Source organism: Pantoea sp. X-Soil-YNGN-775, from assembly GCF_059730575.1.
The window spans coordinates 2,695,027-2,721,124 of the sequence record NZ_AP035945.1; the positions used below are offsets into that span (position 1 = coordinate 2,695,027).

At 57.0% G+C, this 26,098-nt stretch carries 25 protein-coding genes; 10 read left to right on the forward strand and 15 right to left on the reverse strand.

From position 1 onward, the window contains the following. Positions 1–10: 10 nt before the first annotated feature. The 6 genes from mglA to AC6I8I_RS12700 form a co-directional block, all read right to left on the reverse strand. Positions 11–1,531, reverse strand: a complete 1,521-nt coding sequence (gene mglA, locus AC6I8I_RS12675; protein ID WP_312055451.1) for a galactose/methyl galactoside ABC transporter ATP-binding protein MglA — start codon at positions 1,529–1,531, stop codon at positions 11–13. Positions 1,532–1,599: 68 nt separating this feature from the next. Continuing rightward, entirely contained in the window at positions 1,600–2,595 is a 996-nt protein-coding gene (mglB, locus tag AC6I8I_RS12680; protein ID WP_312055450.1) for a galactose/glucose ABC transporter substrate-binding protein MglB, read from the reverse strand. Positions 2,596–2,916: 321 nt separating this feature from the next. Then, positions 2,917–3,957, reverse strand: coding sequence for an HTH-type transcriptional regulator GalS (gene galS / locus AC6I8I_RS12685; RefSeq protein WP_312055449.1), 1,041 nt, complete (start codon positions 3,955–3,957; stop codon positions 2,917–2,919). Between the two features lie 147 nt (positions 3,958–4,104). Further along, positions 4,105–5,265, reverse strand: a complete 1,161-nt coding sequence (gene yeiB / locus AC6I8I_RS12690) for a DUF418 domain-containing protein YeiB (protein WP_497827923.1) — start codon at positions 5,263–5,265, stop codon at positions 4,105–4,107. Between the two features lie 50 nt (positions 5,266–5,315). Next, positions 5,316–5,981: a GTP cyclohydrolase I FolE gene (gene folE, locus AC6I8I_RS12695; RefSeq protein WP_031377128.1), complete on the reverse strand. Its 666-nt coding sequence runs from the start codon at positions 5,979–5,981 to the stop codon at positions 5,316–5,318. 115 nt (positions 5,982–6,096) lie between these two features. Continuing rightward, positions 6,097–7,233: a YbfB/YjiJ family MFS transporter gene (locus tag AC6I8I_RS12700; protein WP_312760312.1), complete on the reverse strand. Its 1,137-nt coding sequence runs from the start codon at positions 7,231–7,233 to the stop codon at positions 6,097–6,099. 117 nt (positions 7,234–7,350) lie between these two features. Here AC6I8I_RS12700 and ptrR point away from each other — a divergent pair, with 117 nt between their 5' ends. From ptrR to fghA, 3 genes are all read left to right on the forward strand, one after another. Further along, positions 7,351–8,262: a putrescine utilization regulator PtrR gene (ptrR, locus tag AC6I8I_RS12705; protein WP_312055446.1), complete on the forward strand. Its 912-nt coding sequence runs from the start codon at positions 7,351–7,353 to the stop codon at positions 8,260–8,262. A gap of 349 nt (positions 8,263–8,611) precedes the next feature. Further along, complete coding sequence (locus AC6I8I_RS12710) at positions 8,612–9,736, forward strand: S-(hydroxymethyl)glutathione dehydrogenase/class III alcohol dehydrogenase (protein WP_031377125.1); 1,125 nt, start codon at positions 8,612–8,614, stop codon at positions 9,734–9,736. A gap of 12 nt (positions 9,737–9,748) precedes the next feature. Next, positions 9,749–10,594, forward strand: a complete 846-nt coding sequence (gene fghA, locus AC6I8I_RS12715) for an S-formylglutathione hydrolase (RefSeq protein WP_312759692.1) — start codon at positions 9,749–9,751, stop codon at positions 10,592–10,594. A gap of 72 nt (positions 10,595–10,666) precedes the next feature. On the opposite strand, the gene AC6I8I_RS12720 is transcribed toward fghA, so the two are convergent. From AC6I8I_RS12720 to AC6I8I_RS12740, 5 genes are all read right to left on the reverse strand, one after another. Beyond that, positions 10,667–11,455, reverse strand: coding sequence for an ABC transporter ATP-binding protein (locus tag AC6I8I_RS12720; RefSeq protein WP_312055444.1), 789 nt, complete (start codon positions 11,453–11,455; stop codon positions 10,667–10,669). Continuing rightward, positions 11,455–12,531 carry a FecCD family ABC transporter permease gene (locus AC6I8I_RS12725; RefSeq protein WP_312759688.1) on the reverse strand — a complete coding sequence of 359 codons (1,077 nt, stop codon included), beginning with the start codon at positions 12,529–12,531 and terminating at the stop codon, positions 11,455–11,457. Before AC6I8I_RS12725 ends, AC6I8I_RS12720 begins: the two co-directional genes overlap by 1 nt. A gap of 354 nt (positions 12,532–12,885) precedes the next feature. After that, complete coding sequence (locus AC6I8I_RS12730; protein ID WP_312055442.1) at positions 12,886–14,352, reverse strand: amino acid permease; 1,467 nt, start codon at positions 14,350–14,352, stop codon at positions 12,886–12,888. Positions 14,353–14,469: 117 nt separating this feature from the next. Next, the gene (gene yieE, locus AC6I8I_RS12735; RefSeq protein ID WP_312055441.1) at positions 14,470–15,336 is read right to left on the reverse strand and encodes a DNA-binding transcriptional regulator YeiE; all 867 of its coding nucleotides are present in this window, start codon (positions 15,334–15,336) and stop codon (positions 14,470–14,472) included. A gap of 18 nt (positions 15,337–15,354) precedes the next feature. Beyond that, a complete protein-coding gene (locus AC6I8I_RS12740) occupies positions 15,355–15,720 on the reverse strand; it encodes a YkvA family protein (RefSeq protein WP_312055440.1) in 366 nt (121 codons plus the stop codon). A 106-nt stretch (positions 15,721–15,826) separates the two neighbouring features. Between AC6I8I_RS12740 and AC6I8I_RS12745 the strand changes: the two genes are divergently transcribed. Next, positions 15,827–16,882 carry a YeiH family protein gene (locus tag AC6I8I_RS12745; RefSeq protein ID WP_497827924.1) on the forward strand — a complete coding sequence of 352 codons (1,056 nt, stop codon included), beginning with the start codon at positions 15,827–15,829 and terminating at the stop codon, positions 16,880–16,882. A gap of 54 nt (positions 16,883–16,936) precedes the next feature. Next, positions 16,937–17,782 (forward strand): deoxyribonuclease IV, encoded by an 846-nt coding sequence (gene nfo / locus AC6I8I_RS12750; protein ID WP_497827925.1) that lies wholly within the window; start codon positions 16,937–16,939, stop codon positions 17,780–17,782. Positions 17,783–18,031: 249 nt separating this feature from the next. Here nfo and fruA read toward each other — a convergent pair whose 3' ends face one another. The 4 genes from fruA to AC6I8I_RS12770 form a co-directional block, all read right to left on the reverse strand. Then, entirely contained in the window at positions 18,032–19,735 is a 1,704-nt protein-coding gene (fruA, locus tag AC6I8I_RS12755; RefSeq protein WP_312055438.1) for a PTS fructose transporter subunit IIBC, read from the reverse strand. Between the two features lie 16 nt (positions 19,736–19,751). Then, entirely contained in the window at positions 19,752–20,690 is a 939-nt protein-coding gene (fruK, locus tag AC6I8I_RS12760; protein WP_031377223.1) for a 1-phosphofructokinase, read from the reverse strand. Continuing rightward, complete coding sequence (gene fruB, locus AC6I8I_RS12765) at positions 20,687–21,817, reverse strand: fused PTS fructose transporter subunit IIA/HPr protein (protein ID WP_312055437.1); 1,131 nt, start codon at positions 21,815–21,817, stop codon at positions 20,687–20,689. The genes fruK and fruB overlap by 4 nt, the downstream gene beginning before the upstream one ends. Positions 21,818–22,088: 271 nt before the next feature. Further along, positions 22,089–22,343, reverse strand: coding sequence for a zinc/iron-chelating domain-containing protein (locus tag AC6I8I_RS12770; RefSeq protein WP_031377225.1), 255 nt, complete (start codon positions 22,341–22,343; stop codon positions 22,089–22,091). Between the two features lie 163 nt (positions 22,344–22,506). Here AC6I8I_RS12770 and yeiP point away from each other — a divergent pair, with 163 nt between their 5' ends. From yeiP to mepS, 5 genes are all read left to right on the forward strand, one after another. Beyond that, a complete protein-coding gene (gene yeiP / locus AC6I8I_RS12775; RefSeq protein WP_031377226.1) occupies positions 22,507–23,079 on the forward strand; it encodes an elongation factor P-like protein YeiP in 573 nt (190 codons plus the stop codon). A gap of 81 nt (positions 23,080–23,160) precedes the next feature. Further along, the gene (locus AC6I8I_RS12780; RefSeq protein ID WP_497827926.1) at positions 23,161–24,135 is read left to right on the forward strand and encodes a CobW family GTP-binding protein; all 975 of its coding nucleotides are present in this window, start codon (positions 23,161–23,163) and stop codon (positions 24,133–24,135) included. 44 nt (positions 24,136–24,179) lie between these two features. Then, entirely contained in the window at positions 24,180–24,887 is a 708-nt protein-coding gene (locus AC6I8I_RS12785) for a phosphatase PAP2 family protein (protein WP_312055435.1), read from the forward strand. A 21-nt stretch (positions 24,888–24,908) separates the two neighbouring features. Further along, complete coding sequence (locus AC6I8I_RS12790) at positions 24,909–25,184, forward strand: hypothetical protein (RefSeq protein ID WP_312759678.1); 276 nt, start codon at positions 24,909–24,911, stop codon at positions 25,182–25,184. Positions 25,185–25,401: 217 nt separating this feature from the next. Continuing rightward, positions 25,402–25,977 (forward strand): bifunctional murein DD-endopeptidase/murein LD-carboxypeptidase, encoded by a 576-nt coding sequence (gene mepS, locus AC6I8I_RS12795; RefSeq protein ID WP_312055433.1) that lies wholly within the window; start codon positions 25,402–25,404, stop codon positions 25,975–25,977. The last annotated feature ends 121 nt before the right edge of the window (positions 25,978–26,098 follow it).

A 26,098-nucleotide genomic window follows, 5' to 3' on the forward strand; every position in this document is an offset into this window, starting at 1 on the left:
CCTTGCTTCATTAAAGGTGTAATGACGCTAAACGCAATATTTCGTTCTGCGTGGTGGTTTTGGTATCAACAATGCCGGCAACCAGACCATTACTCATCACCAGAATACGGTCGGTAATGCCTAACAGCTCCGGCATTTCGGAAGAGATAATAATGATGCCCTTTTCTCTTTTCGCCAGCTCCGCAATCAGCTGGTAAATTTCGAATTTCGCCCCGACGTCAATCCCGCGTGTCGGTTCATCAAGCATCAGGATTTCAGGCTGGGTCAATAACCAGCGACCAATAATGACTTTTTGCTGGTTCCCACCCGAAAGCGAACCAATCTGCGTATGATGGCCCGGCGTTTTAACCCGCATAGAATCGATAACCCATTGGGTATCACTCTTCATGCGTTTATTATCCAGCAGCCCGATACTGTTTTTATATTTTTTGATATTGGAAATAAGCGAGTTAAAACCAATATCGAGAAAAGCATAAATCCCGGTCGAACGACGTTCTTCCGTTACCAGCGCAAAACCGTGGTTAATCGCTTCGTTGGCGCTGTGATTATTAATCGGTTTACCGTGCAGCTTAATGGTGCCGCCCGATTTTTCGCGAATGCCAAACAGCGTTTCGACGATATCGGTACGTTTAGCACCCACCAGCCCGGCAATGCCGAGAATCTCCCCTTTGCGCAGATCAAACGAGATGTCGCGAATTGATGGCTGACGCAAAGACGTCAGGTTACGCACCTCAAGAATGGTTTCACCCGGCACGTTGGTGCGGTCCGGAAAACGCTGGTTCAGTGAACGGCCGACCATCATCGAGATGATCTTGTCCATGTCCAGCCCGTCCAGCGGCTGGGTAGTGATCCACTGTCCGTCACGCAGAATGGTGATTTCGTCACACAGCTGGAAAATCTCTTCCATCTTGTGCGAGATATACACAATGCCGCAGCCGCGATCTTTCAGCTTACGAATAATGGTGAACAGATGATTAACCTCTTTCTCGGTTAACGAGGAGGTTGGCTCATCCATAATCACAATTTTCGCGTCATACGAGAACGCTTTGGCAATTTCAATCATCTGCATTTGCGACACGGAAAGATGCGCCACTTTGTCGCGCGGATCGATATCAATATCCAGCTCGTCAAAGATCGCCTTGGTGTCGTTATACATTTTGTCCTGATCGACAAAGAAGCCTTTACGAGGATAACGCCCCAGCCACATGTTGTCCATCACGGTACGCTGCAATACCAGGTTTAATTCCTGATGCACCATCGACACGCCGTTTTCCAGCGCCTCTTTGGAGCTTTTATAATCGATCTCTTTTCCCTGAAACAGAATACTGCCGGTATCTTTCTTATAAATACCAAACAGACATTTCAATAAGGTGGATTTACCGGCGCCGTTCTCGCCCATTAATGCATGAACAGAGTGAGGCCGCACTTTTAAATTCACATTATCTAACGCTTTAACGCCGGGAAATGATTTACTGACATTGGTCATTTCCAGCAGATATTCTCGCTGCGCGGTCGTATTATCACTGGCCATAATTTACCTGGCTAAAAAACGGTGGTGACGTAAAAAAGGCGCGACACTCGCCGCGCCCGGAATCGATATTATTTCTGGAACTGTGAGAGGTTTTCTTTATCAACCGGTACATAAGGTACGCGGACGATTTTGTCGACCATCTTGAAGTTAGTACCTTCGGTGGCGGCTTTGCCGTCAGCCAGGTTTTTCGCCATATCCAGCGTTGCTTTCGCCTGGTTTTCCGCATCATTCAGCACGGTACCGGCCAGTGCGCCCGATTTCACCAGCGCCAGCGCTTCTGGCAGTGCATCGACGCCGAACACCGGGATGGAGCTCATGTTGTGCGCTTTCAGCGCTTCAACCGCACCCATTGCCATCGCATCGTTGTTGGCGATGACCACTTCGATTTTTTTGGCATTCGGGCCTGACAGCCAGGCATCCATCTTATCTTTCGCCTGCGCGGTGTCCCACATTGCTGTGTCCATCGCTAACTGCTGGGTTTTCAGGCCATCTTTGTTCAGGGTGTCGATAACATATTTGGTACGCGCTTCAGCGTCCGGGTGGCCCGGCTCGCCTTTCAGCAGCACGAACTGAATCTGACCATCTTTGTTCAGATCCCAGGCCGGGGTCGCTTTCCAGTGCTTCTCAATCAGCTGACCCTGGATGATGCCGGACTCTTTAGAGTCGGTACCGACGTAGTAGGCTTTGTCATAACCGGCCAGCACTTTGGCGTTTGGCTCTTTGTTGAAGAACACCACCGGCACATCATTTGCGCGCGCTTTGTCTACCACTACCGCTGCTGCTGCCGGGTCAACCAGGTTAATCGCCAGCGCTTTCACGCCTTTCGCCATCAGTACGTCGATCTGGTCGTTCTGTTTAGACTGGTCGTTCTGCGAGTCATTCATCAGCAGCTGAATGCCACCGAGGGTTTTCGCTTCTTTCTCGATGTCTTTGCGCACCATCGACATGAAGTTGTCATCATATTTATAAATGGTCACGCCGATACGGGTGTCAGCTGCGTGAGCGGTTGCACCAAACATCATGCTGGCAACCAGTGCTGTGAGCGTGAAAACCTTCTTATTCATGGTATCTCCGGTTTTTTTATGCAGGGTCTTTTTAGCTCTGCCGCGCTACAGAGGCGGGAGAACAATCGGTAAAACTGATCGGGGAGGCGGAATAGACACAACGTTACGCTAAGCCGCTGAACCACCGTCCAAAATCTGACTTCCCTGTAGTCAAACGCTTCCGTAAATAGGAAATATGTTGTGAACCCTTTCATCCAGCGACTGAGACGGTGCCTGATGCGGTTAAGCGGGCGTTACATAATGTTTCAGTCCGGTAAGACGCTGCCATCATAGTGAGAGCAATGTTAATTAACTGTGAATGTAATCACAGATTGAAAACGGTTACATGGCTGAATCGCCTGAATTAGTGACGGACTCCACATTTTGCCGTTGCGCCACCGAATGACGGCGCACCAGGGTCGGCATAAAGATGTGCGTTGCGGTGTCATCCAGCAGCCCTGCCGCGCCCTGCAACGCCAGCTCAGTTGCCAGTTTTGCCATAGAAACAATGGGATAGCGCACGGTGGTCAATTGAGGATCGGTGTAACGCGAAATCGGGATGTCATCAAAGCCAATGACAGAAAAATGCTGTGGAACCTGAATGCCGTTGTCTTTCAACGCAGTGAGTGCGCCCGCCGCCATGCCGTCGTTATAGGCAAAGACTGCGCTCAGATTGAGATTACGCCCCAGCAGTTCGACCATTGCCGCTTCCCCGCCCTGCATATCCGGCTCGGCGCTGGCGATCCAGCTCTCCTGCGGCCGGATGCCCTGCTCCGCCATCGCCTGTAGCCAGCCTTCGCGGCGCTGGGCGACATCCTCAATCGGGTGGCTGGAGCAGAGGTAGCCAATCCGGCTATGTCCCTGTTGTAACAGCGTTCTTGACGCCATTAGTGCGCCGGTAACGTTGTCGAGACTGACGCTGCGATGTTCAAATCCAGGCACGATGCGGTTGATCACCACCATGCCCGGCACATGTTGCATAAACTCAGCCAGCTCGTGGTCTGAAAGCGTTTTCGCGTGTACCACCAGCGCGCTGCAACGTTGTCGGATCAGCACCTCGATTGCATGGCGCTCTTTCTCTTCCTGATGCCAGGAGTTGCTGATTAACACATGCTTGTGTACGCGCTGCGCCACGGTATCGACCGCTTTGACCAGCGCGCCAAAGAAGGGATCGGAAACATCCATCACCACCACGCCGATGGTGTCGCTGACCTGGGTGGCCAGCGCCTGGGCATTGGCGTTTGGACGATATCCCAGTGCATCAACGGCCTGTAACACCGCGTCACGGGTATCAGACGTGACGGCGCTACTGTTATTGAGTACGCGCGAGACGGTCGCCACCGACACGCCAGCCTGACGGGCAACATCACGAATCGTTATCATGCAGCAGTTCCAGAAAGGAAGAATAAGGCATCACGCCGGGTTGAACACCGGCGCTATTTTGTCAGGGGCGGGAGGCAGGCAGCGTGAATTGCGTCACATCAATGAAAACGGTTACATACAATTCTGCAACCTTTGTGATGGCGGTCATTATCTGGCGTTGTCAGTGACCGCAGGTTTACCGGCGGCCAGCAGCGTCAGACGCCGCCATAGCCACTCCAGCGGACCCTGGGCGAAGTAATGTAACCAGATGAGTGAAAACAGGATGTTAATCAGCCATACCGCGGGGACCATCATCACCAGTTGCAGGCGAGTGAAGTGCATGAACAGCCCGAAGCGATAGAACAGCGTGGTACAGATCAGGGTCTGTAGCAGGTAATTGGTTAACGCCATGCGGCCAACGCACTGAATCGCATAGCAAATACGCCAGCGTCTAATCCGCGACCAGTAACCAAGACAGAGTGCGGCATAGCCCAGGCTGATCAACGGGCTGGCCACATCACGCGGGGTTTGCAGATAAAAACCGGTCCAGCGAAACTCCCAATGTAACAGCCATTGCGCTGCGACCCCGGCCACCGCAATCAACAGCCCCATCGTCAGCAGCAACGCTGCCGCCTGACGGTAATGCTGCGTTGAAAATTCGCCCGTCAGCCAGCCGCTGCGTAGCAGTGCGCCGCCAATCATCATCAGGCCGGCCAGCTGCCAGCCGTACTGCGCCGCCAGCGCCATCAGACCCGACGAGAGGTGATCGAGCCGGTTACTCACCGCTTCCCAGCCGCCGGTCAGTTTCCAGTACTGCTCATATTGCAGATCGGCCGCGCCCGGCAGCCATGAGCGGGTCGCCTGATGATCGGAAATCGATCCGAACACCAGCAATACGCCACAGCCGACCAGATAGAGCAGAATGCCGGTATTCATCAGGCTACGGGTTGAGGGCACATCCCGCAACACCCGCCACACCACCAGGCCGATAATGCCGTAATCCAGCAGAATATCGCCTTCCCACAGCAACACCCCGTGCAGGAAACCGAAAAACACCAGCAGCGTCAGGCGCGCCGTCAGCCAGCGACTGCCGCGCGGCAGCTGCATTTGCAGGCCTGCGCCAAACAGCAGCGCAAACAGGGTCAGGAATTTGAGTTGAGCCAGCGCGTCAGAAACCGCCCATGTCCAGGCGTCGGACAGCGTGACGCTGCCCTGCCACGCAGGATTCAGGTAGGCGGCGGACGGCAGACCGAAACCGACAATATTAAGCAGCAGGATGCCGAGAATGGCACATCCACGTATGAAATCCAGCGCAAGATAGCGTTGCATGCGGCACCCTGAATTGACGATGCGGGCCGCTGAGTGCGCCCGCCGTTGACTCAACTATGGCGTACCGCGCGCAGAAATTCCTGGCGGGTATTCTGACTGGACTTGAACAGTCCACCCAGTGAGGTGGTCGTGGTGGCGCTGGTGGCATCTTTAACGCCGCGCGCTTTAACACAGTAGTGCACCGCGTCAATCGATACCGCGACGTTGTTAGTGCCCAGCAGCGTTTGCAGCGCGACCAGAACCTGCTGTGTCAGACGCTCCTGCACCTGCGGGCGCTGAGCGAAGAACTGCACGATGCGGTTAATCTTCGACAGACCAATCACCGTATCTTTCGGGATGTAAGCGACGGTCGCTTTGCCGTCGATGATCACGAAGTGATGCTCACAGGTGCTGGTCAGGGTGATATCACGCACCGTCACCATCTCATCAACCTTCATTTTGTTTTCAATGACGGTGATTTTAGGGAAGTTGGCGTAGTCGAGACCGGAGAACACCTCATCAACGTACATTTTGGCAATGCGGTGCGGGGTTTCGATCAGGCTGTCATCCTGCAGATCGAGATTCAGCAGCTGCATAATTTCGGTCATGTGGCCTGCAATCAGGCTCTTACGCGTTTCGTCATCGAGGTCGCGCGTCGGTGCACGTAACGGCGTTTCCAGGCCACGCGCTAACAGCGCTTCATGGACCAGGGCAGCTTCCTGACTTAAGGTGCTCATCGTACTCTTCTCCGGCTGGTGTTGCGCCCGCCGGTTAATGCCTGCGGGCCCTGTTACTGAGCGCGTATTGTGAAACTTTCTTTGCGGGGAATCCAGCAATCAATCAGATTGGTGATCAACCCGCATCGGCTGCGCGTCGCCAGACCAGCAGGCCGGCCCACACCAGACTGGCCCCCGCTACCCACAACGCCGGCTCCAGCCGGTGCAGCAGCGCGGTTGACAGAAACGACAGCAGCGGGCCGACCAGCTGCCCGACCGCATAACCGGTGGTCAGTAAACCGGCCATGTAACGCAAATGCTGCGGCGCCAGTTCACGTGCATAGAGCAGCGACAGTTGCACCACGCTGAGAAAGCCGCCGCCGACCAGCAGCGCGCCGATCAGCAAGCCACTGAAGCCTGGCAACAGCGCCGCCGCCAGTACACCCAGCGCCTGCGCCCACAGCACTAACGCCAGCCGTGCATGGCTGCTGCCCCAGCGCCGCGTCATAATGCCAATCACAATCCCGACCATCGCCGCTCCGCCGAATATCGGCCAGACGAACTGCGCGAATGCCCCATCAGGAAAGCGTGCCGCCGCCATCTGCGACAGAAAGGTGGCAGGCAGAATGTAACCGAAGCCTGCCAGGCTGTAGCTCAGCACCAGCCGTTTCAGATTGCGGTTCAGCACCAGCGGTTCAGGTGCCTGATCCGGACGATGCAGTTCGCCCCGCCGCGGCAGATTACGGCTAATCAGCGCAATCAGCAGCAGCGCCAGCGCGCCGTAAGCAGCCCACGCCAGCGACGCTGATACCTGGAAGCTGTGTAACGCCACCGCCAGCAGCCCGCTGACAAAAATACCGCAGCCCGGACCGGCAAACACTGCCGCCGATAAGCCGGCCCGGCCATGCCGGTGCAGCTGCTCATTGCTCCAGGCCGCCACCAGCACCATCGCCCAGCCGCTGGCCCAGCCAATCAGGAAGCGAATCGCCCCGTGCAGCCAGGGACCGCTGACGCAGGCCGAGAGCAGCGTCAGGATCACCGCTCCCCAGACGCCAGCCAGTAACCGCAGCTCCACCCGGCGGTGCGCGCGCATCGCATCGAAGGAGCCACACAGATAGCCCAGGTAATTTAACGCCGCCACCAGACTGGCACTGGTCAGCGTCAGCTGGTGCTCCTGAATCATCAGCGGAACCTGCGGCGTAAAGGCAAAGCGCCCGATGCCCATCGCCACAAATAAAGTTAAAAATGCGCTAAGCGCGACGCGTACCGCCATTGCTGAACTCCTGTCGTGATGGCCTGGGATCTTTTCTGACTTGCTTACAGCATGCAGGATGTTTAAACTCACGGAAAGTGAATAATATTAACCAAGTTGTTTACGGGAAGAGAAGATATGGATTTAGTTCAGCTACGTATGTTCTGTTCCGTCGCCGAAAGCGGTTCGCTGGCGCGCGCGGCAGAACAGCTGCATCGCGTACCCTCTAATCTGACCACGCGGCTGCGTCAACTGGAAGAAGAGTTAGGCGTTGATCTGTTTATTCGTGAGAAGCAACGCATTCGCCTGTCGCCAATGGGCCATAATTTCCTCAATTATGCGCAGCGTATCCTGGCGCTGAGTGACGAAGCGATGAGCATGACTCGCACCGGTGAACCGGCAGGTAACTTTGCGCTCGGCTCGATGGAGAGCACTGCCGCCACGCGGCTGCCCGGCCTGCTGGCAGCCTATCACCAGCGCTTTCCGAAAGTGGCACTGTCGCTGATCACCGGCACCTCTGGCGAGATTATCGATCGGGTGCGTGAAGGCACCTTAGCGGCTGCGCTGGTTGACGGTCCGGTTTCGCATGACGATCTCAACGGTTGCATCGCCTTCCGCGAGGAGATGGTGCTGATTACCGGACTCGATCACGCGCCGATTAACAGCGCGCGCGACGTGCAGGATGACACGCTGTTTGCCTTTCGCAACAGCTGCTCTTATCGGGTGAAGCTGGAGACCTGGTATCGCGACAGCCAGACCGCGCCCGACAACGTGATGGAGATTCAGTCCTATCACGCCATGCTGGCCTGCGTGGCGGGCGGCGCGGGGGTGGCGATGATCCCCGCCTCGGTGCTGAAGCAGATGCCGGACCGCTCACGGGTGCAGGCGCACACGCTGCCGCCGGGCTACCGCGATACCGCAACCTGGCTGATGTGGCGACGCGACGCGTTCACGCCGAATGTTGAAGCCCTGAAGTACCTGATCATCGAACAATTTGACGATCGTCCGCTCAACGATGAGCTGATCCATCCATTAGCGGCGGCGGAATAAGCGTTCCGCGCTATGTTTAATAGCCTGGCGGGCCAGGCGTAACTGTTGCAGGCAGCCTGAACACGGCCAGCGCGGAACAACCGGAGCGTACACGGAGTACGTGAGGATTGTGAGCACTGCCCGGGTTCAGACTGGCAAATAAAATAGCCTGGCGGGCCAGGCGTAACTGTTGCAGGCAGCCTGAACACGGCCAGCGCGGAACAACCGGAGCGTACACGGAGTACGTGAGGATTGTGAGCACTGCCCGGGTTCAGACTGGCAAATAAGATAGCCTGGCGGGCCAGGCTCTGAATCATCACCACCAACCGGACGCCCCTGCGCGTCACAATCTGACTGGAAGAGGGATTGCATGAATATGATCAAAACCCGTGCCGCTGTTGCCTGGGCTGCTGGCGAACCGCTGAAAATTGAAGAAGTGGATTTAATGCCGCCGCAGAAAGGTGAAGTACTGGTACGCATCGTGGCGACCGGCGTTTGCCATACCGATGCCTATACCCTGTCCGGCACCGATCCTGAGGGCGTTTTCCCGGCGATCCTCGGCCACGAAGGCGGCGGCATCGTTGAAGCCGTCGGCGAAGGCGTCACCAGCGTCGAAGTCGGCGACCATGTGATCCCGCTTTACACCCCGGAGTGTGGCAAATGTAAATATTGCCTGTCTGGCAAAACCAACCTCTGCCAGGCGATTCGTACCACCCAGGGCAAGGGTCTGATGCCCGACGGCACCACCCGTTTCTACAAAGACGGCAAGCCGATTTTCCACTATATGGGCACCTCCACTTTCTCTGAGTACACGGTGATCCCGGAAATTTCGCTGGCGAAGATCAGCAAAGAAGCGCCGCTGGAAGAAGTCTGCCTGCTGGGCTGCGGCGTTACCACCGGCATGGGCGCGGTGATGAATACCGCCAAAGTGAAGGAAGGCGATACCGTGGCGATCTTTGGTCTCGGCGGCATTGGCCTGTCTGCGGTCATCGGTGCCAAAATGGCGAAAGCCGGTCGCATCATTGCCATCGACATCAACACCAGTAAGTTCGATCTGGCGCGCAAGCTGGGTGCCACCGATCTGATTAACCCGAAAGATTACGATAAGCCGATTCAGGAAGTGATTGTTGAGCTGACCGATGGCGGCGTCGATTATTCGTTTGAATGTATCGGTAACGTCAACGTGATGCGCTCCGCGCTGGAGTGTTGCCACAAGGGCTGGGGCGAATCCGTGATTATCGGCGTGGCCGGCGCGGGTGAAGAGATCTCAACCCGTCCTTTCCAGCTGGTGACCGGTCGCGTCTGGCGCGGTTCGGCGTTTGGCGGCGTCAAAGGCCGTTCACAGCTGCCCGGCATCGTGCAGGATTATCTCGACGGCAAGTTTGCGCTGAATGATTTCATCACCCACACCATGCCGCTGGAACAGATTAACGACGCCTTTGATTTGATGCACGAAGGAAAATCGATCCGCTCGGTAGTGCACTTTAACAAGTAATCAGGAGGCGTTATGGCATCCACTCTGGAGCTTCTGGAAGAACATCGCATTTTTGGCGGCTGGCAGCAGCGCTGGCGTCATCAGTCGGCGGTCCTCGACTGCCCGATGACCTTCAGCATCTACCTGCCGACTCCGCACGGTGATGCGCCACCGCCGGTGGTCTGGTTTCTCGCCGGGCTGACCTGCAATGATGAGAACTTCACCACCAAGGCCGGGGCGCAGCGGGTTGCCGCCGAACTGGGCCTGGTGCTGATCATGCCGGACACCAGCCCGCGCGGCGAAGGGGTGGCGAATGATGAGGGCTACGATCTCGGTCAGGGCGCGGGTTTTTATCTCAACGCCACCCAGCAGCCGTGGGCCAGCCATTTTCGCATGTTCGATTATCTGAGCAGTGAGCTGCCGGCGTTGATCGCCGATAACTTCAAGGTCAGCGAGCGTCAGTCGATTATGGGTCATTCGATGGGTGGACATGGCGCGCTGATGCTGGCGCTGCGCCTGGGCGGCCGCTTTGCCTCGGCATCCGCCTTTGCGCCGATTGTGAATCCGATGGATGTGCCGTGGGGACAGAAAGCGTTTCAGGCTTATCTGGGCGACGATCGCGCCGCCTGGCGTGAATATGACAGCTGTCAGCTGATGGCGCAGGTCTCGCATCGGCTGCCGATGCTGATCGATCAGGGCGACAGCGATCAGTTCTTAGCCGATCAGCTGCAGCCGGAGCGGCTGGAGTCGGTGGCGCAGGAGACGGGCTTCCCGCTGACCCTGCGCATTCAGCCGGGTTACGATCACAGCTACTTCTTTATCGCCAGTTTTGTTGAAGATCACCTGCGCTTCCACGCGCAGCATCTGCTGGCCCGCTAATCTTCACCTCATCTTCCCGCGCCGGGAGGATGAGGTGCTTCTTTTTTCTACTAACCGCCCTCTCGCACCTGATTACACCAGCGCGTCGTGCACCAGTCCGTCGATCATCACCTGCGGCATTCCACGGCTACAATGCTCAATCCGTCCTTCAACGCCATACACCTGAGCCAGCGTGGCCGGTGTAATCACCCGATCCGGCTGACCTTCGGCCACCAGGCTGCCCTGTTTCAGCATTAACGCATGCTGAGCGTGGCGCAGCGCGATATTGATGTCGTGTACCACCACCACCGTAACCATGTTGCGCAGTGCGGTTTCGCGCCGCACCAGATCCATCACGTGGAACTGGTAATTCAGATCGAGCGCGCTAAGCGGTTCATCCAGCAGCAGCAGCGAGGGGCGACGAATCAACGACTGCGCCAGCCCGACCAGCTGCTTCTGCCCGCCCGACAGCTGATCGAGATAGCGCATCGCCAGGTGGGCAATCCCCAGCTGTTGCAGCAGATGCATCACTTCCGCTTCGCTGTTGGCGCTGTGCAGGCCACCGGAGGCGCGCTGCGCCACGATAATCGACTCCAGCACGTGCAGATGCACCCCGGCCGGCAGCGACTGCGGCAGATAAACCACATGCTTTGCCCGCTGTGCAAACGGCTGGGTCATCAGGTTTTCGCCGTTGAGCCACAGTTCGCCACGGCCTTTATTCAGCCCGGCCAGCGCCCGCAGCAGGGTCGATTTGCCGCAGCCGTTTGGCCCGAGCAGCACGGTAATCTCACCGCGCGGCAGCGGCGCGATATTCAGGTTTTCAATCACCTTATGCTTAGGATAACCGGCGCTGAAACCGCGTAAGGTCAGACCCTGTTGCATCAGACTGTCCCCCGATGACGCAAAATAATGCTCAGGAAGAACGGCACGCCAATCAGCGAAGTGACAATGCCGACCGGAATGATCACGCCGGGGATCAGGTTCTTCGAGGCGACAGACGCCAGCGACAGCACCAGCGCCCCCACCAGCGCACTGGCCGGCAGATAAAAGCGATGATCCTCACCGAACATCATGCGGGCGATATGCGGTGCTACCAGGCCAATAAAGCCGATCGGACCGACAAAGGCCACCGCCAGCGCAGAGAGAATACTGATGCGCAGTAAGGTCGCCAGCCGCAGACGGCGCACATCAATGCCAAAGCTTATCGCGCGGTCTTCGCCTAAGCGCAGCGCCGTCAGCTTCCAGCTGCTCAGCAGCGAAAACGGCAGCAGAATGGCCAGCGCCACGGTCAGCACGCCCAGCTTCTCCCACGAGGCGCGCGCCAGACTGCCCATGGTCCAGAACACCAGCCCCTGCAGCGTGTCTTCGCTGGCGATAAACTGCATCATCGAAACCAGCGCATTAAAGGTGAATACCAGCGCGATACCGAACAGCACCACGCCAGCCGAAGAAACCTGCGTCCAGCGGGTCACCGCATCCAGCATCAGGGCGGCAAACAGCGCAAACACGAAGGCGTTGGCGGAGATCAGCCACTGGTCAGGAACGCCGGGAATACCGATGCCGAGAATGATCGCCAGCGCGGCACCAAAGGCCGCCGCAGACGAGACGCCAAGGGTAAACGGACTGGCAAGCGGGTTATTCAGGATGGTCTGCATTTCTGCCCCTGCCAGGCCGAGCGACAGGCCGACCACGATCGCCATCAGCGCATACGGCAGGCGAATGTCCCAGACGATAACCCGGGTTCCGGCATCGACGCTAGCGGGGCTAAGCAGGGTATTCCACAGCGTCTGCAGTGACAGGCCCGCCGGGCCGAGAGTAAAGTCGAGGATCAGAGAGGCGAGAATCGCCAGCAGCAGTACGCCAATCCACATCATGCGACGCCGCAGTACCTGATGATAGTTTTGCACGCTGTGCTCAGGCGATTCAGTGCCTGTCAGCAGCGAAGATTCTGTCGTCATGTTTAACCCTGTTGTGACTATCCGGTCAGAAAACGCAGCCACAATAGTGCAGGTGATAATAATTATCAATTCGTGAGCATAAGCGAGGCGTGAAAAAAGCAGAAAAAAGCGCGCTAACAGGCAGGATACTGAATCAGGGAGCATACGCCTTTCGCAAAGAGGCAAAACCGCCCTTGCTGGCGGCTCAGTGCGGGCGATTACGCACCTCATCCCTGAGGTGCGCCGGTAGCCGGGCCAACGCGTTGCGCTTTTGTCCCTGGTCCGCGCTGCTTTGCTACAGGCGCAGGCTCCCCTCGCTTTACGTTTTACTTCGGTCATCCAAAACGACCGAAGGCACCACGCTTCAGCGCAGCGTTACTCTTTATGGATCGGGAATTCCATTTCGCTGTACTTCACGAAGCGGCTGCCGCGCGTCAGCTTGTAACCGAACCAGATAATCAGGAACAGCGGAATACCGATGTAGGTCGCCGCCACGCCGTACCAGTCGATACGGTCATTGAGGAACGCCTGGTAGTTCTGACCGAGGGTAATGATCAGGCAGAGCACAAAGGCGAAGATCGGACCCAGCGGGAAGAAGCCGGAACGGTAAGGCAGCGCGTTCACGTCATGCCCTTGCGCCACATAGCCGCGACGGAAGCGGTAATGGCTGATGGCGATACCGAGCCAGGCGATAAAGCCGGTCATGCCCGAGGTGTTCAGCAGCCAGAGATACACTTCCTGGTTGCCAAATTTTGAGGTCAGGAAGCACAGCCCCGCCACCACGGTAGTGGCCCACAGTGCATTGCGCGGCACGCCGCCTTTTGACAGACGGGCAAAAATCCGCGGCGCTTTGCCTTCGCTCGCCAGGTTGTAGAGCATGCGGGTGGAGGCATACATGCCGGAGTTACCGGCTGACAGCACCGCCGTCAGGATCACCGCATTCATCACCGCCGCCGCCGACAGCAGACCGGCATTACGGAACACCAGGGTGAACGGGCTGACGCTGATATCGTTGATATCATTGTGCAGCAGCTGCGGATCGGTATACGGCAGGATCAGGCTGATAATCAGAATGGCGAACACATAGAACAGCAGGATACGCCAGAAAATCTGCCGCACCGCCCGCGGGATGTTTTTGGCCGGATCTTCAGATTCGCCCGCCGCGATACCGATCAGCTCGGTGCCCTGGAAGGAGAATCCGACAATCATCGCCACCCCAATCATCGCCGCAAAGCCGCCGGCAAACGGTGCGTCACCGACCTGCCAGTTCTGCCAGCCTGCGTGCTCTGCACCGCGCATGATGCCGGTGATCATCAGCACGCCCACCACGATAAAGATAATCACGGTCGCCACTTTAATCAGCGAAAACCAGTATTCCGCCTCGCCAAAGCCCTTCACCGAGATGTAGTTCATCAGGAACATCAGGCAGAGGAACAGCGCACTCCAGATCCAGCCAGGCGTGTCGGGGAACCAGTAGTTCATCACCAGCTGCGAGGCGACCAGGTCAACCGCAATGGTCACCGCCCAGTTGTACCAGTAGTTCCAGCCGAGCGCGAAACCAAAGCCCTCTTCAACGTACTTTGCGCCGTAGGTGGCGAACGAGCCTGAGACCGGCATAAACGCTGCCAGTTCACCGAGGCTGGTCATCAGAAAATAGACCATCAGTCCGATCAGAATATAAGAGAGCAGCGCGCCGCCAGGCCCAGCCTGGGCAATGGTCGCGCCGGACGCGACAAACAGGCCGGTGCCGATTGAACCGCCAATGGCGATCATCGTCAGATGACGTGCTTTTAACGCACGTCGTAACGCAGGTTGTTGTGTTGTTTTTGAGTCATTATGCATGTGTAAACGCTACGCTGGGTAAAAATGAGGCGCGATTGTAGCAGCTAAGCCCGCGCTGTATAGCGAATGCCGCACTGTTATAAGTTACGTTCATGATCGCGGCATAATTATTAGTAATCACTCGCGACAATAGGATAAAAAACGTGTCAGTGCCTTCGAGATATGTTTTTGCCGGTGGTGAATGCGGTACAGGGTGCGGGTCAGACGCGGCAGCGGCAGCGGCAGTTCCACCAGCGTGCCGGCATCCAGCAGATCGCTGATGACCCGCCGTGACAGGCAGCTGATGCCCATTCCGTGGCGCACCGCATGTTTGATCGCCTCGGAGTTGCCCAGCTCCATGCCCAGCTGAAAGGTCGGCAGATGCGACAGCAGCAGATAATCCACAATTTCACGGGTGCCGGAGCCGCGTTCACGCAGGATCCACGGCGCTGCCGCCAGCGTTTCCAGCGTCACCGGCTGTTGCAGGATCGCCGCATCCGGTGCGGCAAATACAACCAGCTCATCCTCCAGCCAGGGTTCGCTCACCAGCTCAGTCATGTGACAGGGGCCTTCAATCAACCCGACATCAACCCGGAAATCGGATACCGCATTGATCACATCCTGACTGTTGCCGACGCTCAGCTCCAGCGGCAAACCGGGAAAATCACGCCGGTAAGCCGCCATCATGCCGGGCAGCAGATAGTTGCCGATGGTGCTGCTGGCAAAGATGCGAATCGCCCCATTGTCCTCTTTGAACAGCTGCTCAATTTCACCCGCCTGCTCCAGCAGCCCTACCGCACGCGGATAGAGCAGTCGTCCATGCTCATTCAGCACCAGCCGCTTGCCTACCCGATCAAACAGCTGTACCCCGAGCTGGTTTTCCAGATCGGCCAGCGCGGCGCTGACCGCCGACTGCGATAGCGCCAGCAGCTGCGACGCCTGGGTGGTCGAGCCGCTTTTTAACACTTCCGTGAACACTTCTATCTGCCGCAGCGTAATGTGCATCGGCGCTCCTTAAATCATTTATTGCCTGACGAGATAGATCACCACCGCCAGCCAGATCAGCGCAATCAGCGCAATCCCGCCAGCTATCTTTTTGCCGCGCGAGCGCTGGGTTTGCGCCCGTTGGCTGCTGCTGATGCGCACCTCACGCGGCAGCAGCCGCAGCAGAATCATGACCCCGGAGGGAATAATCACCGCATCATCCAGTAATCCAACAAACGGGATCACATCCGGAATGAGATCGATTGGGCTGATGCCATAGGCAACCAGTCCCAGCATCGCCAGTTTGTTCCACCACGGGGTGCGCGGATCGCGAAAGGCAAACCACAGCACCACCACGTCCCGTTTGATCAGCGTCGCCCATCGGCGCAGACGCGAAAATAGCATGATTGCCGCCTTATCGTTTATTCTGGTCAATTATAAATATATTATCAATTTCACTTTTAAGCCAGTCAGCGCGATGATCGGGCCTCAAGCAGAAGGAGGAACCACCATGACCGATCTGAGCATGACCAAAACCCATCATCCGATTCCGCGCTGGCTGCCTGGTTTGCTGCTGACCGCGCTGATTGCCGCTGCGGCCAGCTGGCTGGCCGGACAACCGGCGATTGCGTCGTGGGGGCTGGGATCGCTGACGCTGGCGATTGTGCTGGGCATCATCATCGGCAACAGCGTCTACGCGCCGCTGGCCTCCCACTGTGATGCCGGGGTGGTGCTGGCCAAGCAGAAACTGCTGCGGCTGGGGGTAATTTTATTCGGCTTTCGCATTACGCTGCAGCAGATTGCTGACGTCGGCGTCAGCGGCATCCTGATTGATGCGCTAACCCTGAGCAGCACCTTTTTTATTACCTGCCTGCTGGGGATGCGCCTGCTGAAGCTCGATCGCGATACCGTCTGGCTGATTGGTGCCGGTAGCAGCATCTGTGGCGCGGCGGCGGTACTGGCGACCGAACCGGTGGTCAAAGCGGCACCGTCAAAAGTCGCGGTCGCCATCGCGACGGTAGTGCTGTTTGGTACCCTGGCGATTTTTAGCTATCCGCTGCTGTGGCCGCTGGTGCATACCCTGCTGCCTGGTGTTGATCAGGCGCAGTTCGGCGTATTTACCGGCTCGACCATTCATGAAGTGGCTCAGGTGGTCGCGGCCGGACACAGTATCGGTCCGGATGCCGAGAACAGCGCGGTGATTGCCAAAATGCTGCGGGTGATGATGCTGGCCCCGTTCCTGCTGTGTCTCAGCGGCGTGCTGCGCCGCCAGAGCCCGGCGGCGACCGCATCGCGTCCGGTGACCTTCCCGTGGTTCGCACTGCTGTTCATTGCCGTCGCGCTGTTTAACTCGCTGCACCTGCTGCCGGCTGGCCTGGTGGCGATGCTGAATCAACTGGCTGGCTTGCTGCTGGCGATGGCGATGGCTGCGCTGGGATTAACTACCCGTTTCAGCACGTTACGTGAAGCGGGTGTGAAACCGCTGCTGCTGGGCGCGATGGTCGCTGTCTGGCTGATCGTCGGCGGCGGTGCCATCAATCTGCTGGTGCAACATTTCATGGGCTAACCGCATCGGGTATCATGCCTGCTCGTCAGTGCATAGCCCCTTCAGGAGAACGGCATGAAATATATCGGCGCACACGTCAGTGCGGCAGGTGGTGTGGATCAGGCAGTCATTCGCGCCCATGAAATAGACGCCACCGCCTTCGCCTTGTTTACTAAAAATCAACGGCAGTGGAAAGCCGCCCCGCTTTCCACTGAGGTGATTGATGCCTTTCGCGCCGCCTGCGAGAAATATCACTTCAGCTCGCAGCAGATCCTGCCGCATGACAGTTTTCTGATCAATCTTGGCCACCCGGTGGCTGATGCGCTGGAAAAATCCCGTGCCGCCTTTGTTGATGAACTGCAGCGCGCCGATCAGCTCGGCCTGACGCTGCTGAACTTTCATCCGGGCAGCCATCTGCATCAGATTGACGAGCAGGCCTGCCTGAAACGCATCGCCGAATCGATCAATATCGCCCTCGACCAGACTCGCAACGTTACCGCAGTGATTGAAAATACCGCCGGTCAGGGCAGCAACCTCGGTTTCCGCTTTGAACATCTGGCGGAAATTATCGACCAGGTTGAGGATAAGAGCCGCGTCGGCGTCTGTCTGGATACCTGCCACGCTTTTGCTGGCGGCTATGATCTGCGAACTGAAGCGGACTGCGTCGCTACCTTCGCTGAGTTTGAGCGCATTGTCGGCTTTCGCTATCTGCGCGGCATGCACCTCAACGATGCGAAAAGCACCTTTGGCAGCCGCGTCGACCGCCACCACAGCCTCGGTGAAGGCAACATCGGCAAAACCGTGTTTAGCTGGATGATGAAGGATGCGCGTTTTGACCGGATTCCGTTGATCCTCGAAACCATCAACCCGGATATCTGGAAAGATGAGATTGCCTGGCTGAAGTCAGAACAGCAGGGATAAAAAAGGGAGCCAGCTGGCTTAATGCCGATCGGTTAAGGGACCGGTGATAACGCAGTCTGCTTAAAATGGCACGAGAGTAGAGGCCTGAGCGCCTCTGCTGCTGAAAGGGCTATCCGCAGCGCTGAGGCGTGACGCTTTACTCCAGGCGTATTCATCCATCGCTTTAACATTATTCACCGTCTGAAAAAGCAAGCAGGGAGCCATCTGGCTCCCTGTTTTTATACTTCAGCAGATTATGCCCTGAGCAAATCAGGCTTTGGCCAGCTGCTCTTCCGGACGTTTCAGTACCGCATAGCTCAGACCGGCAATCGCCGTACCGACCACAATCGCCACCAGATAACCGACCACCGGCGTAATCGCACCCGGGATCAGCAGGACAAACAGTCCACCGTGTGGTGCCATCAGTTTGGCCCCCACCGCCATTGAGATAGCACCGGTGGTCGCGCCGCCGATGATGCAGCAAGGCAGAACGCGCATCGGGTCACGGGCCGCGAACGGAATCGCACCTTCAGAGATGAAGCACAGACCCAGCACCAGCGCCGCTTTGCCCCCTTCCTGCTGTCCTTTGTTGAACTTACGACGGGCAACCAGCGTCGCCAGACCCATCGCCAGCGGTGGCACCATACCGGCCGCCATGATCGCCGCCATCGGCGCATATGTCTGTGAACTCAGCAAACCGACACCGAATGCGTAAGCCACCTTATTGACCGGGCCACCCATATCGGTACACATCATGCCGCCCAGAATCGCGCCCAGCAGCACCGCATTAGCAGTACCCATGTTCGCCAGCCAGTGCGTCAGGCCGTTCATGATGCCGGCAACCGGTTTACCGACCACATAAATCATCAGCAGGCCGGTGATCAGACTGGCAAACAGCGGAATGATCAGTATCGGCTTCAGCGCTTCCATACTCTGCGGCAGTTTTACTTTGCCGCTGATCAGCTTCGCAGCGTAACCGGCGATGAAACCGGCGATGATGCCGCCGAGGAAGCCAGCGTTAATGCTGGTGGCGATCATGCCGCCAATCAGGCCTGGGGTCAGACCCGGACGGTCAGCAATCGAGAAAGCGATAAAGCCCGCCAGTACCGGCACCATCAGCGCAAAGGCGCTGCCACCGCCGATCTGCATCAGCGCGGCAGCCAGCGTGCCCTGCTCTTTAAATGCGGTGATACCAAAGGCAAATGACAGCGCGATACTCAGACCGCCCGCCACCACCATCGGCAGCATGTAAGAAACACCGGTCAGCAGGTGACGATAAGCGCCTGCGCCCTCTTTCTTCTCATTCTGATTGTCGCTACCTTGTCCACCCGCAGACTTATACGGTTTCGCTTCGGCAACCGCTTTGTCCAGTTCCTGAGCAGTTTTCTTCAGCGCCAGGCCGGTTGAGGTACGGTACATCGGCTTACCGGCGAATTTCGCCAGGTCGACTTCGATATCAGCCGCCACGATCACCAGATCGGCAGCTGCCACTTCTTCAGGGGTGATGGCGTTACCGGCACCGACAGAACCGCGGGTTTCAACTTTTACCCACCAGCCGCGCCGGGTCGCTTCAGCCTGAATCGCCTCGGCGGCCATAAAGGTATGTGCCACGCCGGTCGGACAGGCGGTAACCGCCACCACACGTTTCTGCGCGCCAGCCTGAGCCGCTGCAGGCGCACCTGCTGGTGCCGCAACCGGCACGGCGGCCTGCCACGGTTTAGCCTCAGCTTTGGCGCGATTGAGGAAGGTTTCTGGCTCACGGATCGCCAGCTGAACATCGCCCTGCCACAGCGGTTTGCCATTCAGCGCTGCGTCGTCCGGTACGTTTTTCCCCAGCACGATGACCTGCCCGGCCTCGGCGGGATTATCAGTCAGCGTCAGGCCAGCCGCCGCAGCGGCGGCAGCCAGGCGCTGTTGCGCCATATAAGCGGAAGCCAGTCCCAATGAAGGATCTTTTATCAGCAGCGTTTTCATTATCGCTCTCCTGCTGTCAGTTAACGGGTTGTAAGTCGACGCGCGCCATCATTGCGGCCAACTGGGTACGATCGGAAACGCCAACGTTGCTCTGGCTGACGGCCATTGCCGCCACTGCCGTGGCGAGACGCAGCGTGTGTTCACTGGATTCACGCATTAACAGGCCATAAATCAGCCCGCCGACCATCGAGTCGCCGGCACCCACGGTGCTGACCACTTCGCACACCGGCGGTTTGGCAATCCATTCGCCTGAGGCGTTGACCCACAGCGCGCCTTCCGCACCCAGCGAGATCACCACATGAGCGATGCCCTGCTCGCGCAGCTGGTGCGCAGCATCAATCACATCCTGCAGGGTCGGCAGTTTGCGACCGGCCCAGATTTCCAGTTCACGACGGTTGGGTTTAACCAGCCACGGCGCGGCTTTCAGCCCGGCCACCAGCGCGTCGCGGCTGCTGTCAAAAATAATGCACGGACAATGGGTGCGCAGCTCGGTCATCCAGCGGGTGAAGGCGTCAGGATCGACACCTTCCGGCAGGCTGCCGCTGACGCAGACCATATCGAACTGGCCCAGCCAGGTGAGTGAGTCGCTGGTAAAGCGATCCCAGTCCTGACCGTTAACCTGAAAACCGGAAAAGTTCAGGTCAGTGACATCGCCGGTCTGTTCAGTCAGTTTAACGTTGATTCGGGTACGGCCCGGCACCACCTGAAAACGGTTAGCAATGCCCAGCTCGCTGAACAGCTGCTGAAAGCCATCCTGGTTCTCTTTGCCGAGGAAGCCGCCGACGGTGACGTCGATGCCCAGATCCTTCAGCACTTTGGCCACGTTAATCCCTTTACCCGCCGCGTGCAGACCGGTGGTTTTCACCAGATTGACTTCGCCGCGTTCAATTTCAGGGGTATAACCCACCAGGTCATACGCCGGATTCAGCGTGATGGTAGCGACACGTCTGCTCATGCTGCCCCCTCGCCCAGTCCACTGGTGATCGCTTCTTCAATCGCATTCAGCGCCTGCTGTGCATCTTCACCGCTGGCGGTAAAGCGCAGGCGATGGCCTTTCTTCACGCCGAGCGCCACCACTTTCATCAGGCTGCGGCCGTTAGCGGGCTTGCCGCTGCCATCGAGGTTGGTGACGGTAATGTCGCTGTTGAATTGCTTGATCACGCTGACCAGCGCGGTGCCCGGACGGGCATGCAGACCGTGTTCGTTACGGATGGTGAACTCGGCGGTCAGCACCTCGGCCTGCTCGTCAACTTCACTGGTGAGCAGCGCATAGACGCCTGCGGCATCGGCTTTCAGCAAGCGGTCTGCTTTACCTTGCTGCAATAGGGCGCTGAGGTAACCCAGCACTTCCAGCGGACGTTCATCGACCGCGGCGACGCTGATCAACAGCGCGGCAGATTCGCCCTGATGGTCAAACGGATGAGCAGCACGGCTGACGGCCACGCCGCTGCGCAGATTGCCGAGGCTGCTGTCGCTCAGCCAGATCCCCTGTCCGAGACTCAGCGGCGCGTTAGAGACCACGTCAGCGACGTAGCTGGCATCGACCACGCCCGCTGACTGCAACCGACCGGCGTTCATCGCCTGTAAGGTGATTAAATCGCTGGCGGCGACGTTCAGGGTAATTAATGAGGTGTCGAAACTGAATTCGGCGGCTTGTTTCTCACCCATCAGCAACGCACGGAGATCTTCAGCAGAGGCGGTTTTAAGCTGTTCAGCGATGCTGTCATCGCTCAGAACGTGGGTTAACTGACGCAGCAGCGCCAGATGCTCATCCGATTTGGCGGCAATCCCGATCGCCACATAGGCGGTCTGATCGTCGCCCCAGCTGATGCCCTGCGGAAACTGGAACACCTGGACGCCGGTTTTCAGCACCAGATCGCGGGTATCGGTAGTGCCGTGCGGGATCGCGATGCCGTTACCAAGAAAGGTGGAGGTTTGCTGTTCACGCGCCAGCATCCCGTTGACGTAGCCTTCGGTCACATTACCGGCAGCGGTCAGCGCTGCGGCAACCTGGCGAATGGCCTCTTCTTTGTTCTGGGCGCTGGCTCCGGTATGGATGGCCTGCAATTCGAGCTGGAACATAATTCTCCTCGCTTGCTGAAATTGAATCGTTTCAGCCGATGGGGAAATTTTTACGCCATCTGTCACACAACAGGTGGCGCGGTCACCGCTGAAACGTTTCAAGGATTGTGGTACAGCCCCTTTCAGCAGGCAAGAAAATGCGCAAACGGCGTAGCAGATTTTTGACGTTACGCACATTTCATCGACGTTTCAGGATTTTGCCGCCTGCCAGCTGACGCGGTTGCTGTAAGCCTGGCTTAAATTCGCCATAACGTTCAGCAACGTCAGCGCGTCAGGGGGCGGTGTCCGCTTCCAGCTGCAACAGATAGATCATCGCCTGCTGGCGCGAATCGCCGCACATGCTGTGCGACGGCTGCAGGCCGGCACAGACTGCGGGACGCAGGTCGGAGCCAAACAGCTTGCAGCGTAAGGCGTCGTCGAGCTGAACGCAGGGCGTATTGGCGGGTTTGCCGTTGGGCATGCCGGGAATCGGCGAAGAGATGGAGGGCGCCGTACAACAGGCACCGCAGTGGCTACGGCATTGCATGCTGCGCTCCAGCAGAGAAAGTCGCGGCGACAATAGCAGTCCGCCGCCACAATTACCACGTCTGCCGCCGTCCGGGCTAAAATTTCATTCTCGCCATATTGCCAGTTTTCACCGGCGCGAGTAACGTGGCGCGCACTTCACTTCAGAGATAGCGAGAACAGCAATGCCAAAAGCGAATGAAATCAAAAAAGGAATGGCCGTTACCCACAACGGAAAACTGCTGCTGGTTAAAGATATTGATGTCCAGAGCCCAAGCGCACGCGGTGCCGCCACCCTGTATAAGATGCGCTTCACCGATGTGCGCACCGGTATGAAGGTCGAAGAACGCTTTAAGGGCGATGAGATTATTGATGCAATTTCGCTCAGCCGCCGCAGCGTCACCTTTTCTTATATAGACGGTGACGAGTATGTCTTTATGGATGACGAAGATTACACCCCTTACAGCTTCAAAAAAGAGCAGATTGAAGAAGAACTGCTGTTTATTCCTGAAGGGGGCATTCCGGGCATTCAGGTGCTGACGATGGAAGGACAGGTGCTGGCGCTGGAGCTGCCGCAGACCGTCGATATGGAAATTGTCGATACGTCACCCGGCATCAAAGGTGCCTCGGCCAGCGCCCGCACCAAACCGGCAGGCATGAGTACCGGCCTGGTGGTTCAGGTGCCTGAGTACCTCAGTAACGGCGACCGCATCCGCATTCATGTCGCTGAACGCCGTTATATGGGCCGTGCCGACTAACCGCACTTCCTGAACGTTGCCGTGGCGCTGACTGTTATAAAGTAACAACTTTCACGGCAAATACTGACAGGAGCCTGACTAATGACGCGGGTGAATCTGATTACCGGATTTCTGGGCAGCGGCAAAACCACGCTGTTATGCCATCTGCTGGCCGCAAAGCCCGCTAATGAGCAGTGGGCGGTGCTGGTCAATGAATTTGGTGAGATTGGCGTCGATGGCGCGCTGCTGGCCGATCGCGGAGCCATCCTGAAAGAGATCCCCGGCGGCTGCATGTGCTGCGTCAACGGCCTGCCGATGCAGATCGGGCTGAACCGGCTGTTGCAGAACAAGCCCGATCGGCTGCTGATTGAGCCGACCGGGCTGGGCCATCCGCGCCAGCTGTTGCAGCTGCTAAGTTCGCCGACCTACCACGCCTGGCTACAGCTCAACGCCACCCTCACCCTGCTGGATGCGCGCCAGCTTGCCGATCCGCGGGTCGTTGCTAATGAAAATTTCCGCGATCAGCTGGCGGCGGCGGACATTATTATCGGCAACAAGCAGGATCGCTGGCAGCCGGAAGATCATCAGCGTCTGGCCGACTGGCAGCGTGATGCGCTGGATCAGCGGCCCTTTATCGCCACCGAATTTGGTCAGATTCCGCTGGCGCTGCTCGATACGCCACGCGGCCAGCCGCGTGAGTTGCCGGTGCCACAGCATCACCACCCTGCCGCCATCCCGGCCAGTGGCGTAGCGGCCATGCGGCTGACGCATCCGGCACGCTGGCGTCGGGCGCTGAATCAGGGACAGGACTACAGCGCCTGTGGCTGGCTGTTCGACGCCGCGACGCAGTTTGACCAGCAGGCGCTGCTGGAATGGGTACGCCAGGCGCCAGGCGATCGAATTAAAGGCGTGATGCATATTGAGGCAGGATCGCTGATGATTAATCGTCAGGGCGACGATCTGCAGATTGAAACGCGATCGCAGCCACCCGCCGACAGCCGTATCGAGATCATTAATTCGCAGCAGGCTGACTGGAATAGACTACAATCGGCGTTGTTGAAGTGCCGTTTACGCTGACACGGTTATTGTCGGCGGTTATTTTTTCAATCATGAGTTTAATTATGCGCGTAACTCGCCTTATTACCATCCTGTTGCTTAATGCATTGGGCGTGGTGCTATTCCTGTCGTGGTATCTGCCGCCTGAACATGGTTTCTGGTTCGGCATCGATAAAGCAATTTTCTTTGGCTTTAATAGTCAGATGATCATTCACTCCGGCTTTGCGCTGCTGGTGGCGATCACCAACTATCGTGGCTTTGATGCCGTCTCGCTGCTGGCGATGGGCCTGCTTTATCTGTCGATCTGGCGCAGCGAAACACCGCAGGCACGGCGTCGCATGCTGGCTATCGGCATCACCATGCTGTTAACCGCGGTAGTCCTCAACCAGCTGGGTCACCTGCTGCCGGTGAAACACTCCAGCCCGACACTGTTCTTCGACAACGTGCATCGGGTCAGTGAGCTGACCGGTATTCCGGCTAAGGATGCCTCGAAAGACAGTTTCCCTGGCGACCACGGCATGATGCTGATGATCTTCGCCTGCTTTATCTGGCGTTATTTCGGTTTCGGTCGGTTTTTAATTGCGGCGGCGATCGTGGTTATTTTCTCGCTGCCTCGCGTTATGGCTGGCGCGCACTGGTTCACCGATATTGCCGTCGGTTCACTGTCGGTAGTTTTAGTCGGATTGAGCTGGTGGTTATTAACCCCGGCCAGTGATGCGCTGGTAAATTGGTTTTATCGCAAATTGCCGGGTAAATATAAGCCGCTAAGCTGAATGATAAGCGCGGGCGTAATAATGGCATTATTCTTAACCGCCCGCGCTTATAAAAAAAGTCAGTACATTATTAGCAGGCTAATTAAATTGATTAAAAGAAAAGGTTATGACTCACCTCATCGGTTAAATAACCGCCATTTCTGTCTGTCCATAAAGAAAATTCCCAAACAGCAGGCTATAGGCGGAATTAGCGCGCTTTTTACCCCCTGCTCTCACCATCATTTCCCCACAATTGTTGCTAAAGTAGTCAGTGTGTTAAGGTTTGATTTCACATCAGAAAAACCTATAAGAATTTGACTGAAAGCACTCGCCACGGCGCTTGTAATCGGTTAACCTCAGTCGCTGTGGGGTAACAGCAGCAGCAAATTCGCTTTTTTTTACAGTAAAAATGTGTCCATTAACACATTTTAGTAATTAAGGAATTGTCTTAGTCTGTTTCGCTTATTAATCTCCCTGTTTTGTCATCTGGCTGGCGACAATCTTGTCGTAAGGACATCGAAGGAAAACCCGAATAATGGTCAAGTCTCAACCAATACTGAGATATATCTGGCGAATCGTGCCTGCAGTGGCACTGGCAACTCTCCTCTCAGCTTGTAGCAGTACCCATAACGGTCAAAACGCGAATAACGAGAATCATGAAGTTAACAACCACAATGGTTTTTTACTTCAGGCGTCTCAGGATGAATTTGAAGAAATGGTGCGTAACGTTGACGTTAAGTCACGCATCATGGATCAATACGCCGTCTGGAAAGGTGTGCGCTATCGCCTCGGTGGCGATACCAAACGCGGTATCGATTGCTCCGCCTTTGTACAACGCACCTTCCGCGATCAATTTGGCTTAGAACTGCCGCGTTCTACCTCAGAGCAGCAGGGCACCGGTAAAGAGATTTCACGCACTAAACTGCGTCCTGGCGATCTGGTGCTGTTCCGCGCCGGTTCTACTGGCCGTCATGTTGGCATCTATCTCGGTAATGATAACTTCGTTCACGCTTCCACCAGCAGTGGTGTGATGATCTCCAACCTGAACGACAATTACTGGAAAAAGCGTTATCGTGAAGGGCGACGCGTATTAAGTCGTAACCCGACCTGATTACCGCCTTTGATCTCCTTCTCAGCCAGAGAATATGAAACGCTGCTTACGCAGCGTTTTTTTTCGTCTGATGCCCTTGCCCGCCTCAGACTGATGGCTTAAAAACCATTGCCTTTCAGAA